Source organism: Pseudomonas sp., assembly GCF_036404235.1.
Lineage (GTDB): Bacteria > Pseudomonadota > Gammaproteobacteria > Pseudomonadales > Pseudomonadaceae > Aquipseudomonas.
This window is the reverse complement of the sequence record NZ_DASWOT010000017.1, coordinates 57107-71717: the sequence shown is the minus strand read 5'-3', so window position 1 is coordinate 71717 and position 14611 is coordinate 57107. Positions and strand designations below refer to the sequence as shown.

The following is a 14611-nucleotide window of genomic DNA, read 5'->3' as shown; positions in this document are numbered from 1 at the left end:
GCCGGCTCACACCGTTGGGGAAGGGCGCAACGGTGTGGTCCAGCGTTCTGCCAGGATGACACCTGCCAAGGTCAGTGCGCCGCCGAACAAGTGATACAGGGCAAGCTGCTCACCCAGGACAATGGCGGCGATCAGAGCGGTCAGCAGTGGGATCAGGTTGAAAAACAGCGTCGTGCGGCTCGGCCCCAGGATGCTGATTGATTTCATCCACAGCAACGGTGCAAGCATGGATGTCGGGATGCAGGCGTACAGCACCAGCGTAACGTTGTTCAGGTTGAGCCCGGTTTTCTGCGAAAAAACGAACAACGGCAATAGCACCACAATCGCCACCAGAATCTGCAGATACAGCAACTGCAATGGCGGTAGGCCCAGTTTCCATTTCTTCAGCAGCGTGCTGTAAGTCGCGTACGCCACGGTCGCGATGAGCATCATGAAATCGCCCATGTTGACGCCGTGGGCCATCAGCACCGTTAAACTGCCCTGCGACACCACAAACAAAACGCCCAGAAACGACAGCACGGCGCCCACCAGCGTGCCCATGGTCAGGCGGTTGCCCAATGTGACCATGGACATCGCCAGGGTCACGATAGGCACCAGCGACAGGATGATGCCCATGTTGGTGGCGGTGGTGAGCGCTGCGGCGAAGTACGCCAGGCTCTGGTAAATCGCCATGCCCAATACCGCAAGTACGGCGATTTTGCCGAGATTGGGTTTGATGATTGCCCAGTTCTTCAGCACAGGCACCAGCAAAAACGGCGTGAATAGGATGCCCGCGAGCAGCCAGCGGTAAAAGCCGATCTCGGCAGGAAAGATGCGACCCGCTGCGGCTTTGGTAATGACGTTATTGCCCGCCCAGATGCAGACGGTCAGCAAGGGATAAAGGTATTGCATGGGGGCAACCGTCGCAAAGATGAGCGCGCATTATCCGCTTGTCGGCTGTGGCGTCCACCTGACCTTTGCATCGAATGCCGGGTTATTCGCAATGGGCAGCGGGGCGGGGTTTTCGTAAGGGTATAAGCCCAGGCTCGACTGATATATGCGGCAACAGTTTTTGTCTACACTGCACCGAATGCCGCCAGTTGTGCGGCGATCCTGGAGATGAATAGATGAAGATGCTGCGTGTTCCTTTGTTGGTCGTGGGGCTGTTGATGTGCGCCCAGGGTTTTGCCGCCACCGCGCAACAGAACAAGATGACTACCTGTAACGCCGATGCCAGCGCCAAATCCCTCAAAGGCGACGAGCGTAAAGCCTTCATGAGCACCTGCCTCAAGGCCGCCCCGCCACCTGTTGCGACTCAGCAGGAAAAAATGAAAACCTGTAACGCCACCGCTAGCACTCAAGCCCTGAAAGGCGATGCACGGAAAAGTTTTATGAGTGATTGTCTCAAGAAGAAATAAATTCCTGGCCCGTTGTCCGAGCGTCGGAAACACGCTGGCGGCGCTGTATTTCCTGCGATTGCGGCCGATGATCCGGGTTGCAATCGCAGTGTCTTAGCGTGACGGTCTGCCTTGGTCTTCGGACCGCTGGTTCTCCACTCAGATCGCTGGCAGACTGCCCACCTCTTCAGGCCGCTCGTTTTGAGGCTGTATGCCAACGTTTTCGCCCCGTCATGTTTTCCTGGCCAGCTGGATTCTTGTGTTCGGCGGCTTATTGTTGGTCCTTCCGCTCAACCTTTTACCCAGTTTGCTGGCCGGGTTGCTGGTGTACGAGCTGGTCGACATGCTCACCCCGCAGCTTCAGCGCCTGATCGCCGGCGAGCGTGCCCGCTGGTTGGCGGTGGCGTTGCTTGGCACCTTGGTGGTAACCGCCCTGGCGCTGTTATTTGCCGGGGCCATCAGCTTTTTGCTTCACGAGGCCGAGAATCCTGGCGCCTCGCTGGATAAGTTCATGGTGCTGGTGGACCGCGCGCGTGGACAGCTTCCGCCATTCGTCGACAGTTACCTGCCAGCCAGTGCCACCGAGTTCCGTGTCTCTCTCGGGGAATGGCTGACCAAACACGTGGGCGAGTTGCAATTGCTGGGCAAGGGCGCGGCGCATATGTTCGTCACGCTGCTCATTGGTATGGTGCTTGGCGCGATCATCGCCTTGCAGCGGATTCCCGATGTCACCAAGCGCAAACCGCTGGCGGCCGCGTTGTTTGAGCGTCTGCACCTGCTGAGTCAGGCCTTTCGCAACATCGTCTTCGCGCAGATCAAGATTTCCCTGCTCAATACTGCGTTCACTTCAATCTTTCTCGCCGTGATCCTGCCGTTGTGTGGTGTACACCTGCCGCTGACCAAGACGCTGATTGTCCTGACCTTTCTGTTGGGCTTGTTGCCGGTGGTGGGGAATCTGATGTCGAACACGCTGATCTTTATCGTCGGGATGTCGCTGTCGATCTGGGTGGCGCTGGCGGCATTGATTTATCTGATTGTGATTCACAAGGTCGAGTACTTCCTTAACGCGCGCATTGTCGGCGGGCAGATCAGCGCCAAGTCGTGGGAATTGTTGCTGGCGATGCTGATTTTCGAAGCCGCGTTCGGTTTGCCTGGCGTGGTGGCCGGGCCGATTTATTACGCGTATTTGAAGAGCGAGCTCAGACGTGCGGATTTGGTCTAGCGGGCGGCTCGCCGACTTTGTAGATGCGCTTGATCAGCCGTAGACACTCTGTTCCCGGTCAAGCTTTCAGCAGGTTTTTTTGCTGAAAAGCGTGGCCGTATCAAATGCGTCACTGCTGCGGATGGCGTATGTCTTCAATGTGGCGGGTGATCGCTAATGCTTTATGGGGGCAGGGCGAGAACGCACGGTAGGGCTAGAACGAACTGTAGGAATGAACTTGTTCGCGAGGCTGTGTTTCAGGCGCACCGCGTTGGTCGCCTCGCCAACAAGTCGGCTCCTACAAGTCGTCATCGCAATGCTTTATGGACGGGTCCGCAGTTCATGGCGGGGCGGGGCCAGCACGCATTGTAGGAGTGAACTTGTTCGCGAGGCGGTGTTTCAGACACACCTCATGCGTCGCCTCGCCAACAAGTTGGCTCCTACAAGCCGTCATCGCAAATGCTTTATGGGTTCAGTTCAGGGTGAAACCTGTTTGCCGGGCGACAGCGGCGTCTGGATGCCCGGCGATCTCTCATTTGCCCCAAGGCCCTCGCTCTGCTAGTGTCGCGCCCGTTTAACGTCTACCGGGATAGCCGCCATGGCCCGCAAGAAAGCTGCATTGGATTTCGAACAGTCCCTCACCGATTTGCAAACGCTGGTCGAGCGTCTGGAGAACGGCGAGCTGTCGCTGGAAGATTCGTTGACCGCCTTCGAGCAAGGCATCCGCCTGACCCGCGAGTGCCAAAGCGCTCTGACGCAGGCTGAGCAGAAGGTTCAGGTGTTGCTGGAGCGCGATGGCGAACTGGCAGAGGAACCCTTCGACGCGGAACAGCCAGAATGATTGCCGACTATCTAGCGCTCAGTCAGGCGCGCGTCAATGCGGCGCTGGACAGTCTGTTCGTCACCCCCGGCCCGCAACTGACCCGCCTTTATGAGGCCATGCGCTACAGCGTAATGAACGGTGGCAAGCGCGTACGTCCGCTGCTGGTCTATGCCGCATGTGAAGCCCTTGGCGGGGTTGCCAACCAAGCCAACGGCGCAGCCTGTGCAGTCGAATTGATCCACGCCTATTCGCTGGTACACGACGATCTGCCGGCGATGGACGACGACGATCTGCGTCGCGGCCAGCCCACCACCCACAAAGCCTTTGATGAAGCCTGCGCGATCCTCGCCGGTGACGGCCTGCAAAGCCTGGCCTTCAGTGTACTGACCGACCCGCACCTCACGCCTCAGTCAGCCGACACCCGCCTGAACATGGTTAGCGCCCTCGCCCATGCTGCTGGGCCAGCGGGCATGGTCGGCGGTCAAGCCATCGACCTCGGTTCGGTTGGCCTCAAGCTCGATCAAACCGCCCTCGCCTTCATGCACCGACACAAAACCGGTGCCTTGATCGAGGCCAGCGTCAGGCTTGGCGCACTGGCCAGCGGCCACGCTACCCAGGCGCAATTGGACGCTTTGCAAATTTACGCCCGCGCCATCGGCCTGGCGTTCCAGGTGCAGGACGATATTCTCGACATCGAAAGCGATACCGCCACCCTGGGCAAACGCCAGGGCGCCGATATCGCCCGAGACAAACCGACCTATCCCGCCTTATTGGGGCTGGAAGAGGCCAAACATTACGCGCTGGAACTGCGCGATCAGGCGCTGACGGCCCTCCGACTTTTCGACGCGGCAGCAGAGCCACTGCGAGCGCTGGCCCGTTACATCGTCGAACGCCGCAACTGATTCAGGCGCGACATGAGCATCCAATAGTTGCAGTTCATGGGCAGCGTGCAAAGCATCAGGTAAACTGCCGCCTCTTTTACTTATAACGATTCGCCTGATGCCCACGACGTTCAAAGAGATTCCCCGCGAGCGCCCGTCCACGCCTCTGCTCGACACCGCAGCGACGCCGGATGGGCTGCGCCGATTAGGTGAAGCACAGCTCGAAGCCCTGGCTAACGAACTGCGCCTGGAGCTGCTTTATACCGTTGGCCAGACTGGCGGGCATTTTGGTGCAGGCCTTGGTGTGATCGAACTCACCATTGCCCTGCATTACGTGTTCGATACCCCCGACGACCGGCTGGTCTGGGACGTTGGTCATCAAGCGTATCCGCACAAGATCCTCACCGGGCGTCGACAGCAAATGTCGACCCTGCGCCAGAAAGGCGGTGTTGCAGCCTTCCCGCGTCGCAGCGAGAGCGAGTACGACACATTCGGCGTGGGCCATTCCAGCACCTCCATCAGCGCCGCACTGGGCATGGCAATCGCCTCGCGCCTGCAAGGCCACAACCGTAAAGCCATTGCGGTCATTGGCGATGGCGCACTCACTGCCGGTATGGCCTTCGAGGCGTTGAACCACGCGCCTGAAGTCGCCGCCGACATGCTGGTGATCCTCAACGACAACGACATGTCGATCTCGCGCAACGTTGGCGGTCTGTCGAATTACCTCGCCAAGATTCTCTCCAGCCGCACCTACACCAGCATGCGCGAAGGCAGCAAGAAAGTGCTGTCGCGCTTGCCAGGTGCCTGGGAAATCGCTCGGCGCACCGAAGAATATGCCAAAGGCATGCTGGTGCCCGGCACCCTGTTCGAAGAGCTGGGCTGGAACTACATCGGGCCTATCGACGGCCATGACCTGCCGACGCTGATCGCCACCCTGCGCAATATGCGTGACCTCAAGGGCCCGCAGTTCCTGCATGTGGTGACCAAAAAAGGCAAGGGCTTCGCGCCAGCCGAGGTCGACCCCATCGGCTACCACGCGATCACCAAGCTCGACCCGTTGGACGCCCCTGCCGCCTCCCCAAAACAGGCCAGCGGCCCAAAATATTCCGGTGTGTTTGGCCAATGGTTGTGCGACATGGCCGACGCCGATTCGCGTCTGGTCGGGATTACCCCCGCCATGAAAGAAGGCTCGGACCTGGTTGAATTCAGCGAGCGTTTCCCGGAGCGTTACTTCGACGTCGCCATCGCTGAGCAGCACGCGGTCACGCTGGCAGCAGGTATGGCCTGTGAAGGCGCCAAGCCGGTGGTTGCGATCTATTCGACTTTTCTGCAACGCGGCTACGATCAACTGATCCATGACGTTGCCGTACAGAATCTCGATGTGCTGTTCGCCATTGACCGCGCAGGGTTGGTAGGCGAAGACGGTCCGACTCACGCGGGTAGTTTTGATTTGTCTTACCTGCGCTGCATCCCCGGCATGCTGGTGATGACCCCGAGCGACGAGAACGAACTGCGCAAGATGCTCAGCACCGGCCACCTGTTCAATGGCCCGGCAGCCGTGCGCTACCCACGCGGCACTGGCCCGAACGCAGTGATCGACAGCAGCCTTGAGCCGCTCGAAATCGGCAAAGGCATCGTGCGCCGCCAGGGTAGCAAGGTCGCCATCCTGGTGTTTGGCGTGCAACTGGCTGAGGCGCTGAAAGTGGCCGAAAAGCTGGACGCAACAGTGGTCGATATGCGTTTTGTCAAACCGCTGGATGAGGCACTGGTACTCGAAATGGCCGCCAGTCACGACTTGCTGGTAACCATCGAAGAGAACGCCATCATGGGGGGCGCCGGCGCTGCTGTCAGCGAGTTCCTGGCGAGGGAGGACATTCTCATATCCGTACTCCACCTCGGCCTGCCGGACCTCTACGTCGAACACGCCAAGCCGGCGCAGATGCTGGCCGAATGCGGGCTGGATGCGGCGGGGATCGAAGCGTCGATCGTCAAGCGCTTGCGGAAGATTCAGCCGATTTAATGCAAACCCTGTAGGAGCGAACGTGTTCGCGAGGCGGTGTACCTGACACACCTCATTAATCCTCGCCAACACGTTGGCTTCTACAGTTCAGGGTCACCTCATGACACTTCCCCGCTTCGCCCTTGTTTTATCAATGATTCCCACGGTCCAGGCCTTCGCCGATCTTCCCGACCGCGACAGCGCCCTGAAACTGCCAGATATGCTGATCAGCGCTAATCGTCAGGTCGAGGAGCGCAGCGCCAGCAGCACCGCCAACACCGTGTTTACCCGTGACGATATCGACCGCCTGCAACCGAGCAATGTCACTGACTTGTTAAATCGCGTGCCGGGGGTACAAGTTTCGCCGAGCGGCGGGCGAGGCAGTCTGCCGGGGATTTACATTCGCGGCACCAAGGCTGCGCAAAGCCTGGTGCTGGTGGATGGGGTTCGGATCGCCAACGCCACGTCGGCCGACAGCGCGCTGCAATTTCTTAACGTCGATCAAATCGAGCGAGTGGAGGTGCTGCGCGGTTCACGCTCAGCGATTTACGGCGCCGATGCGATTGGCGGGGTCATCCAGATCTTCACCCGACGCGGCGATGACCAGCCGTTGCAACCACGCCTGCGCATGGGTTTTGGCAATCACGACACATGGCAGCGCAGCCTCGGACTGTCGGGCGGTAATGCACAAACGCGGTTCAATCTCGGCGCCAGCGTCGATGAAACCCAAGGCATCGACCGCACCGGCCCGTCCTTCACCAGCGACGATGACCACGATGCTTATCGCAATAAATCCCTGAGCCTGAGCATCAGTCATCAGCTTGGCGACGATGTCGAGATTGGCCTGAACGCGCTGGATAACCGGGGCAAAACCGAGTTCGACAACCCGTTTGGGCTGTTCGATCCGGTCACGTTCAACAGTGTCGGACAGCAGCAATATAGCGATTTTGAACTGAGCAGCCTGGGAACCTACGTCGATGCACGGGTGAATGAACACTGGAAAACCCGGTTGGAACTCGGCCACAGCGAGAATCGCGAGAAGACGTTCGACAAGCTCAGTGACGACCGCTATGTGTTCAACACCTACCGCGATTCGCTGAACTGGCAGAACGACCTGGCACTCAACGACCAACACAGCCTGATGATCGGCGGCGACTGGTACGAAGATCGGGTCAACAGCAGCACGCCTTTCGATGAGGACAGCCGCTGGAACCGCGCCGTGTTTGTGCAGCATCGCTACAAGGGGGAACACTTCTCCACGGAGCTGGGCGTGCGTCGCGATCAAAACCAGCAATTCGGCAACCAGAACACCTGGAGCGGCACGCTGACCGTGCCGCTGAATGATCGCAACGACCTGTTGATGTCTTACAGCGAAGGCTTTCGGGCGCCGACCTTCAACGATTTGTATTACCCCGACTACAGTAATCCCGACCTCAAGCCTGAACATTCGAAGAGTTATGAGCTGCAATGGCGTAGCCGCTTGAGCGACACCACTCGCCTGGAAGCGTCGCTGTATCGCACCGACCTCAAAGACGCCATCGCGCTGGACGCCAACTACCGCCCGGAGAACATTGCGGCGGCCCGTATCAATGGCTTCGAAGCGTCACTCAAACAGCAATTGTTCGGCTGGAACGGCAACCTTGGACTGTCGATCATGGACCCTCGGGACCGTGACACCGGGCATACCTTGAACCGCCGCGCGCGTCGCACGTTGAGTCTGGACATGGATCGCCAGTTCGACCGCCTCGGCCTGGGCGCCAGTTGGCAGGCGGTGAGCGGCAGTTACAACGACGAGGCCAATCAGCAAACTATTGGCGGTTATGCACTATTTGGGCTGCGCAGCAGTTGGAAAGCCAGTGATGAAGTGAAGCTGGAGTTCAAGATCGACAACGCGCTCGACAAACGCTACAGCCGCACCTTGTACAGCTTCGACGGCGCAAATTACGGCTATCGAGAAGAAGGCAGGACGTGGATGCTCGGCGTGACCTGGACGCCGAAGTTGTTGTTTTAAATGTTTTTGTTTTAAAGGGGTCTGATTTATTTAATTTGCACCGGCACGCCAAGCCTATGTCGATTTAAATAAATCAGACCCCTTTAAAAACGAGACCCCTTTAAAAACGCACACCTGACCTTCAGCGTTCCGGCGCGACCACCGCACACAGCTTCGCCACTGCTTCAATCATCTGCCCGCTCGGCCGTTCCAGTCCTTTGTCCGGCACCAGCAACAATCGCTGATGACTGACCGCCGCGAGCTGCGGCCAGGCTTTCCAGGCATCGCGTTGACTGGGCGAACCAGCCACAATCACCTGCGGGTTGCGCTGTAATACGCTCTCAAGGCTCACCTGCGGCGCAGGCTGTGGCAGATCGGCGAATACGTTCTGCGCGCCACACACACTCAAGGCGTCGCTGATGATCTGGCCACCGCCAACGGTATACAGCGGTTGATCCCAAACTTGATAGAACACGCGCAACGGCATCTCGCGACGATAACGCTGACGCAACGCCGATAATCGCTGGCGAAACTGCGACGCCATGCGCTTGCCGCTTTCAGCGCGCCCGAGACGCGCACCAATCTGCTCGAACTGATCGGCCAACTGATCCAACGTATGCGGCTCGGCAGTGAAGGTCGGGATGTTCAGCCGTTGCAGTTGATCACGCTGGGCAATGCCGATACTGCCAGGCCAGAGCAATAACAAATCCGGACTCAGGCTGAGCAAACGCTCCATTTCCAACTGGCCATAGCGTCCAACCGACGGCAATCCAGCGACTTGCTCAGGACGCTCGCCGCCCTCCAACACGCCGACCAACAGGTCAGCGGCGCCCAGTTCGACGACGATTTCAGTAAGGGAAGGTGCAAGACTGATCACACGCTCGGCAGCATCGGCAGCGCCAAACGCCAATAGAAACCAGCCCAGAATCCAACGCATCAGGCCACGTTGCCCGGTGTCACGCCGGATCGACCTCACTCTGGTGCTCATTGCCCATCATATGGCCGAGCTTGCCGGCCTTGGTCGCCAGATACAGTTTGTTGTGCGGATTGTGGCCGGTGTGCAACGGCACCCGCTCGGCAACCGTGATACCCATCTCGGTCAGGGCTTTGACCTTGCGCGGATTGTTGGTCATTAGCCGCAGCGACTTGATGCCCAGATGTTCGAGCATCGGCAGGCAGATCCCGTAATCGCGCTGATCGGCAGCAAACCCCAGACGCTCGTTGGCCTCAACGGTATCAGCACCGCCGTCCTGTAATTCATACGCACGGATCTTGTTCATCAAGCCGATGCCACGGCCTTCCTGGCGCAGGTACAGCAGAACGCCACGGCCCTCAACCGCGATGGCACGCAAGGCGGCCTCAAGCTGGGAGCCGCAGTCGCAGCGCTGGCTGAACAGGGCGTCGCCCGTCAGGCATTCTGAATGCACGCGGCCAAGCACGGGGGCACCGTCCGAGAAATCACCCAGAGTAAGCACCACATGCTCGCGACCGTTTTCCTGCTCAAGAAAGCCGTTCATGGTGAATTGCGCAAAAGGGGTAGGCAGCTTGGAAGCGGCGACAAAGACGACGGGCACCGTGTGCTCCTGATCAGTATGGGGACTGGAAATTCGCAAGGCGGCATTGTAACAGCAGCTTTCAACAGAAGCTTAGGCTGAATTATGGGGTAAACAGATCGGGAGGTTTGATGAAACGCCCCGCCAGACAACGCAACCCTCTGAGCGAATTCATTCGCGAAGGCCAAGGCAGACGATTCAGCCTCGTCGACTGTCCCACCACATCGCGAATGAATGCGTTCCTACAAAAACTCGCGGACAAGCCTCCAACGACGGCCGAATTCTGTCAGAAAAAGCCCAACGTCCACATCTTCGCCCAGCCCCACACCAGCCCCTGCATCGCCAGCCAGGCAAAAACCCCGGCCAGCACGTCGTCCAGCATAATGCCAACGCCGCCATGCACGTGCTTGTCTATCCAGTGAATCGGCCAAGGCTTGAGGATGTCGAAAAAGCGGAACACCAAAAAACCCACCAACAACCAGGGCCAGCCCTCGGGCACCAGCCACAAGGTGATCCACATCCCGACCATCTCATCCCAGACGATGCCTTCGTGATCGTGGACTCGCAGATCGTCGGCAACTTTGCCGCACAACCAGAAGCCGAACAGCATCGTGATGCCTAGCATCAGCCAGTAACCCCAGTCCGGCAGCATTTGCCAAAGCGGGATGAACGGCACTGCGACCATCGAGCCCCAAGTGCCGGGAGCCTTGGGCAGCGTGCCGGAGCCGAAGCCGAACGCCAGAAAATGCCAGGGATTGGTCCACACCGAGTGCGGAACGTTTTCCACTGGGACCTGATTAGGATGATCTGTCACCGTGTCTCCCGAAAATGTTGATAGCCCCGAGTGATCGGAGTGACGTCCTGGCCATGGGCATCGACGAGCGTTACGCCCTGCCCTTCGGCCACATGACCGATGACTGATATCGGCCAACCCTCGTCAATCAGGTCAGCCAGCAATGATGGTGGCAGCGTGAACGCCAGTATGTAGTCGTCGCCGCCACTGAGCGCTGCCTGCAATGCTGCATCCTGTCCGAAAAAGGCCAGTAGCGGCGCGGACAGCGGAACCCTGTCGCGCTCGACCAACAACCTGACACCCGACGCCAGTGCGATATGCCCACAATCGGCGAGCAACCCGTCAGAAATGTCTAGCGCCGACGTAGCCCTGCCCCGCAATGCCTGCCCCAACTCCAGTTGCGGCTGCGGTGACCAATAGCGTGCCAGCAAGGCCTGAGCGGTAGACGCCTCGGTGCGACGCTGGTTCAACACCAGCGGCAACGCGCCGGCGCCATCGCCGAGCGGCCCGCCAACACACAACAGATCGCCCGGCGTGGCGCCACTACGAGTCAAGGCCAGGCCTGAAGGCACGCGACCGAACACCGTTATGGTCAGGCTTAAGGGCCCACGGGTAGTGTCGCCACCGATCAAGCGCATCGAGCAGCCTTGTGCCATTTGGTTCAAACCTTGAGCGAACGCCTGCAGCCAGTCGGCAGAAACCTCTGGCAAGGTCAGGGCAAGGGTAAACGCGAGGGGCGTGGCGCCCATGGCCGCCAGGTCGCTGGCAGAAACGCCGAGGGCACGCTGGCCCAGCAGGAACGGATCGCAGGCGTCGGGAAAATGCACCCCGACTACCAGCGTGTCGGTAGAAATCGCCAGCTGTTCGCCCGGCGGCACCGACAACAGGGCGCAGTCGTCGCCGATCCCTAGCACAACCCCTTCCCCCGCCTGCGCGCAGGGCGCTGCGGCGAAGTAATTGCGGATCAGCTCGAATTCGCCCATGGCGCTAAACACTTAGGTTCCGGGCCAAAACCCGGAGGCCCTTAGCGCTTGTGGGCCTTCACTTCGACTTCGCGCAGACGCGGAGCCAGCTTGTCGAGCACGCCGTTGACAAACTTGTGGCCGTCGGTGGAACCATAAACTTTCGCCAGCTCGATGCCCTCGTTGATCACCACGCGGTACGGCACATCAATGCGCTTGAGCAATTCGTAGGTCGACAGACGCAGGACAGCCCGTTCAACCGGGTCGAGTTCGTCGATGGTGATGTCCATGCAAGGTGCAAGGGCAGTGTCGATCTCGGTCTTGTTGGTCGCAACGCCATGCAGCAGCTCATGAAAGTAAGCGCTGTCGACATCTTTGAAGTCGTTGTCGACGCGAAACTGCGCTTCGATTTCGTTCAGCGAATGACCGGCCATGTGCCACTGATACAGCGCTTGAGTCGCAAGCTGACGCGCTTCGCGGCGTTTGGCGCTTCTGTTCTTGGCAGCGTCAGGCGACTTGGCGTCACGCGGGTTGAACTGGTCGCTTTCGTCGTTAATCACTTGGCCTCCAACTGCGCCAACAGGCTGACCATCTCGATGGCGGACAGCGCAGCTTCAGCACCTTTGTTACCGGCCTTGGTGCCGGAACGTTCGATGGCTTGTTCGATGGAATCGACAGTCAGCACGCCGAACGCGACGGGTACGCCGAACTCCATGGACACCTGGGACAGACCCTTGGTGCATTCGCCAGCCACGTATTCAAAGTGCGGCGTACCGCCACGAATCACAGCGCCCAGCGCGATGATGGCGGCGAACTCACTACGCTGAGCAACTTTCTGCACGACCAGTGGAATTTCGAAAGCACCCGGCGCGCGGATGATGGTGATGTTGCTTTCGCTCACGCCATGGCGAACCAGGGCATCAACGGCACCGCTCACCAGGCTTTCCACGACAAAGCTGTTAAAGCGGCCAACCACCAGGGCATAGCGACCTTGTGGGGCGATGAAGGTACCTTCGATGGTCTTCAGGGTCATTCGACTGAGTCTCGTCTTAAAGAGCAAGCGTGCATCTAGCGCACGCTTTCAGGGATTTTAGGTCACGAAGCGAGAACGACGGGACGAAGCGTGCGAAATCAGTAGGGTTTCACACGCACTCATCTGCCGGTCTTTATTCGGAGGGCACGTATTCTACAACTTCCAGATCGAAACCGGATATCGCGTTGAACTTCATTGGCGAACTCATCAAGCGCATTTTTCGTACGCCCAGGTCACGAAGGATCTGCGAACCGGCGCCGACAGTGCTGTAAGTGGTCGGCGATTTGATGGTGGTGTTCTCGGCCGTTTCACGGATATGCGCCAGCAACACATCACCATCAAGCGGGTGGCCGAGCAACAAAACCACACCGCTGCCAGCTTCCGCGACCGCCGCCATGGCTGCACGCAGGCTCCAGCGACCGGGCTGCTTGACCATCAACAGGTCACGCAGGGGGTCCATGTTGTGGACCCGAACCAGGGTCGGTTCTTCCGCACAAATCTTGCCCAGCGTCAGGGCCAGGTGGACATCACCTTCGACGGAATCGCGGTAAGTCACCAGATTGAATTGACCCAGTTCGCTGTCCAGCGACTGCTCGGCAATCCGCTGAACGGTACGCTCGTGGATCATTCGGTAATGAATCAGGTCGGCAATAGTGCCGATCTTGATGTTGTGTTCGATGGCAAAAGCTTCGAGTTCGGTACGGCGGGACATGGTGCCGTCGTCGTTCATCACTTCGCAAATCACCCCGCTCGGCTCGAAACCGGCCATGCGCGCCAGGTCGCAGGCGGCCTCAGTGTGGCCGGCGCGCGACAATGTGCCGCCCGCCTGGGCCATCAACGGGAAGATGTGACCGGGGCTGACGATGTCGTCTGCCTTGGCGTCTTTTGCCGCAGCGGCCTGCACCGTGCGTGCGCGGTCAGCGGCGGAAATACCGGTGGTCACGCCTTCGGCGGCTTCGATGGAAACGGTGAACTTGGTGCCGAAACCTGAGCCGTTGCGCGGGGACATCAGCGGCAGCTTGAGGGTCTCGCAACGCTCGCGGGTCATCGGCATGCAGATCAGGCCGCGAGCAAAACGCGCCATGAAATTGATATGTTCGGCCTTGACGCACTCGGAAGCCATGATCAGATCGCCTTCGTTTTCGCGATCTTCGTCATCCATGAGGATGACCATCTTGCCTTGGCGAATATCTTCAACCAGTTCTTCGATGCTATTGAGCGCCACGCGGCACCCCCTTAATCAGGATTTTAGGTAGCCGTTGGCGGCCAGAAAACTTTCGGTGATGTTGCCGCCCTGGGCTGGTGTCGGATCAGCCGCCTTGTCGCCCAGCAACAGGCGTTCGAGATAACGTGCCAGCAAGTCGACTTCAAGATTGATCTTACGGCCCGGACGGTAGTCGCCCATGATGGTTTCGGCCAGCGTGTGCGGGACGATGGTCAGTTCGAACTCGGCGCCGTTGACCGCGTTGACCGTCAGGCTCGTGCCGTCGACGGTGATCGAACCTTTGTGTGAAATGTACTTGGCCAGCTCACGTGGTGCGCGCATGCGAAATTGAATCGCACGGGCGTTTTCTTCGCGGGACAGGACTTCGCCGACACCGTCGACATGACCACTGACCAGGTGACCACCCAAGCGGGTGGTCGGCGTCAGGGCTTTTTCCAGGTTGACCCGGCTGCCGGTTTTCAGATCGACGAACGCCGTCACATCCAGGGTTTCGCGGCTGACGTCAGCCCAGAAACCATCGCCCGGCAGCTCCACGGCGGTCAGGCAAACGCCGTTCACTGCGATGCTGTCACCCAGTTTGACGTCGCTGAGGTCGAGTTTTCCCGTCTCTACATAAACGCGGATATCGCCGCCCTTAGGGGTCAAGGCGCGGATGCTGCCGATAGATTCGATAATGCCGGTAAACATGGGTCCTCCAGGAGAACAAGGCCAGCGCTGAAAACGAAAGCCGCGATTATACGTCAGTGTTCCAGCGCCGCGTGAAACGTCGCGAACA

15 protein-coding genes are annotated in these 14611 nt (G+C 59.2%); 6 read left to right on the top strand and 9 right to left on the bottom strand.

Annotated elements, in window-relative coordinates; translation table 11 throughout:
• Positions 1-6: 6 nt before the first annotated feature.
• Positions 7-891, bottom strand: coding sequence for a DMT family transporter (locus VGC62_RS02335; protein ID WP_331185466.1), 885 nt, complete (start codon positions 889-891; stop codon positions 7-9).
• Between the two features lie 215 nt (positions 892-1106).
• Between VGC62_RS02335 and VGC62_RS02330 the strand changes: the two genes are divergently transcribed.
• The 6 genes from VGC62_RS02330 (at position 1107) to VGC62_RS02305 (ending at position 8291) form a co-directional block, all read left to right on the top strand.
• Positions 1107-1397 (top strand): PsiF family protein, encoded by a 291-nt coding sequence (locus VGC62_RS02330; RefSeq protein ID WP_331185465.1) that lies wholly within the window; start codon positions 1107-1109, stop codon positions 1395-1397.
• Positions 1398-1587: 190 nt separating this feature from the next.
• Positions 1588-2598 carry a hypothetical protein gene (locus VGC62_RS02325; RefSeq protein WP_331185464.1) on the top strand — a complete coding sequence of 337 codons (1011 nt, stop codon included), beginning with the start codon at positions 1588-1590 and terminating at the stop codon, positions 2596-2598.
• 577 nt (positions 2599-3175) lie between these two features.
• Positions 3176-3418: an exodeoxyribonuclease VII small subunit gene (locus VGC62_RS02320; protein WP_331185463.1), complete on the top strand. Its 243-nt coding sequence runs from the start codon at positions 3176-3178 to the stop codon at positions 3416-3418.
• Positions 3415-4302 (top strand): (2E,6E)-farnesyl diphosphate synthase, encoded by an 888-nt coding sequence (gene ispA / locus VGC62_RS02315; protein WP_331185462.1) that lies wholly within the window; start codon positions 3415-3417, stop codon positions 4300-4302. The genes VGC62_RS02320 and ispA overlap by 4 nt, the downstream gene beginning before the upstream one ends.
• A gap of 97 nt (positions 4303-4399) precedes the next feature.
• A complete protein-coding gene (gene dxs / locus VGC62_RS02310; protein ID WP_331185461.1) occupies positions 4400-6301 on the top strand; it encodes a 1-deoxy-D-xylulose-5-phosphate synthase in 1902 nt (633 codons plus the stop codon).
• Between the two features lie 100 nt (positions 6302-6401).
• Complete coding sequence (locus VGC62_RS02305) at positions 6402-8291, top strand: TonB-dependent receptor domain-containing protein (protein ID WP_331185460.1); 1890 nt, start codon at positions 6402-6404, stop codon at positions 8289-8291.
• Positions 8292-8412: 121 nt separating this feature from the next.
• Here the strand turns inward: VGC62_RS02305 and VGC62_RS02300 are convergent, their stop codons facing one another.
• The 8 genes from VGC62_RS02300 to VGC62_RS02265 all read right to left on the bottom strand — a co-directional run bounded on the left by VGC62_RS02300 (position 8413) and on the right by VGC62_RS02265 (position 14523).
• Positions 8413-9207: a cobalamin-binding protein gene (locus VGC62_RS02300; protein ID WP_331185490.1), complete on the bottom strand. Its 795-nt coding sequence runs from the start codon at positions 9205-9207 to the stop codon at positions 8413-8415.
• Positions 9208-9226: 19 nt separating this feature from the next.
• Entirely contained in the window at positions 9227-9844 is a 618-nt protein-coding gene (gene ribA, locus VGC62_RS02295; RefSeq protein WP_331185459.1) for a GTP cyclohydrolase II, read from the bottom strand.
• A gap of 265 nt (positions 9845-10109) precedes the next feature.
• The gene (locus VGC62_RS02290; RefSeq protein WP_331185458.1) at positions 10110-10637 is read right to left on the bottom strand and encodes a phosphatidylglycerophosphatase A; all 528 of its coding nucleotides are present in this window, start codon (positions 10635-10637) and stop codon (positions 10110-10112) included.
• Positions 10634-11599: a thiamine-phosphate kinase gene (gene thiL / locus VGC62_RS02285; protein WP_331185457.1), complete on the bottom strand. Its 966-nt coding sequence runs from the start codon at positions 11597-11599 to the stop codon at positions 10634-10636. The genes VGC62_RS02290 and thiL overlap by 4 nt, the downstream gene beginning before the upstream one ends.
• 41 nt (positions 11600-11640) lie before the next feature.
• A complete protein-coding gene (nusB, locus tag VGC62_RS02280) occupies positions 11641-12138 on the bottom strand; it encodes a transcription antitermination factor NusB (protein ID WP_331185456.1) in 498 nt (165 codons plus the stop codon).
• Positions 12135-12611, bottom strand: coding sequence for a 6,7-dimethyl-8-ribityllumazine synthase (gene ribE / locus VGC62_RS02275; protein WP_331185455.1), 477 nt, complete (start codon positions 12609-12611; stop codon positions 12135-12137). The genes nusB and ribE overlap by 4 nt, the downstream gene beginning before the upstream one ends.
• 133 nt (positions 12612-12744) lie before the next feature.
• On the bottom strand, positions 12745-13836 hold the full coding sequence (gene ribBA / locus VGC62_RS02270) for a bifunctional 3,4-dihydroxy-2-butanone-4-phosphate synthase/GTP cyclohydrolase II (protein WP_331185454.1): 1092 nt from the start codon (positions 13834-13836) through the stop codon (positions 12745-12747).
• A gap of 15 nt (positions 13837-13851) precedes the next feature.
• Positions 13852-14523, bottom strand: coding sequence for a riboflavin synthase (locus VGC62_RS02265; RefSeq protein ID WP_331185453.1), 672 nt, complete (start codon positions 14521-14523; stop codon positions 13852-13854).
• Positions 14524-14611: the final 88 nt, after the last annotated feature.

Excerpts from the sequence above, each read along its gene's own strand:
- ispA (WP_331185462.1), top strand. The coding sequence starts at position 3,415 with ATGATTGCCGACTATCTAGCGCTCAGTCAGGCGCGCGTCAATGCGGCG.
- VGC62_RS02325 (WP_331185464.1), top strand. The coding sequence starts at position 1,588 with ATGCCAACGTTTTCGCCCCGTCATGTTTTCCTGGCCAGCTGGATTCTT.
- VGC62_RS02335 (WP_331185466.1), bottom strand. The coding sequence starts at position 891 with ATGCAATACCTTTATCCCTTGCTGACCGTCTGCATCTGGGCGGGCAAT.
- VGC62_RS02330 (WP_331185465.1), top strand. The coding sequence starts at position 1,107 with ATGAAGATGCTGCGTGTTCCTTTGTTGGTCGTGGGGCTGTTGATGTGC.
- ribE (WP_331185455.1), bottom strand. The coding sequence starts at position 12,611 with ATGACCCTGAAGACCATCGAAGGTACCTTCATCGCCCCACAAGGTCGC.
- dxs (WP_331185461.1), top strand. The coding sequence starts at position 4,400 with ATGCCCACGACGTTCAAAGAGATTCCCCGCGAGCGCCCGTCCACGCCT.
- VGC62_RS02320 (WP_331185463.1), top strand. The coding sequence starts at position 3,176 with ATGGCCCGCAAGAAAGCTGCATTGGATTTCGAACAGTCCCTCACCGAT.
- VGC62_RS02300 (WP_331185490.1), bottom strand. The coding sequence starts at position 9,207 with ATGCGTTGGATTCTGGGCTGGTTTCTATTGGCGTTTGGCGCTGCCGAT.
- thiL (WP_331185457.1), bottom strand. The coding sequence starts at position 11,599 with ATGGGCGAATTCGAGCTGATCCGCAATTACTTCGCCGCAGCGCCCTGC.
- VGC62_RS02305 (WP_331185460.1), top strand. The coding sequence starts at position 6,402 with ATGACACTTCCCCGCTTCGCCCTTGTTTTATCAATGATTCCCACGGTC.
- VGC62_RS02265 (WP_331185453.1), bottom strand. The coding sequence starts at position 14,523 with ATGTTTACCGGCATTATCGAATCTATCGGCAGCATCCGCGCCTTGACC.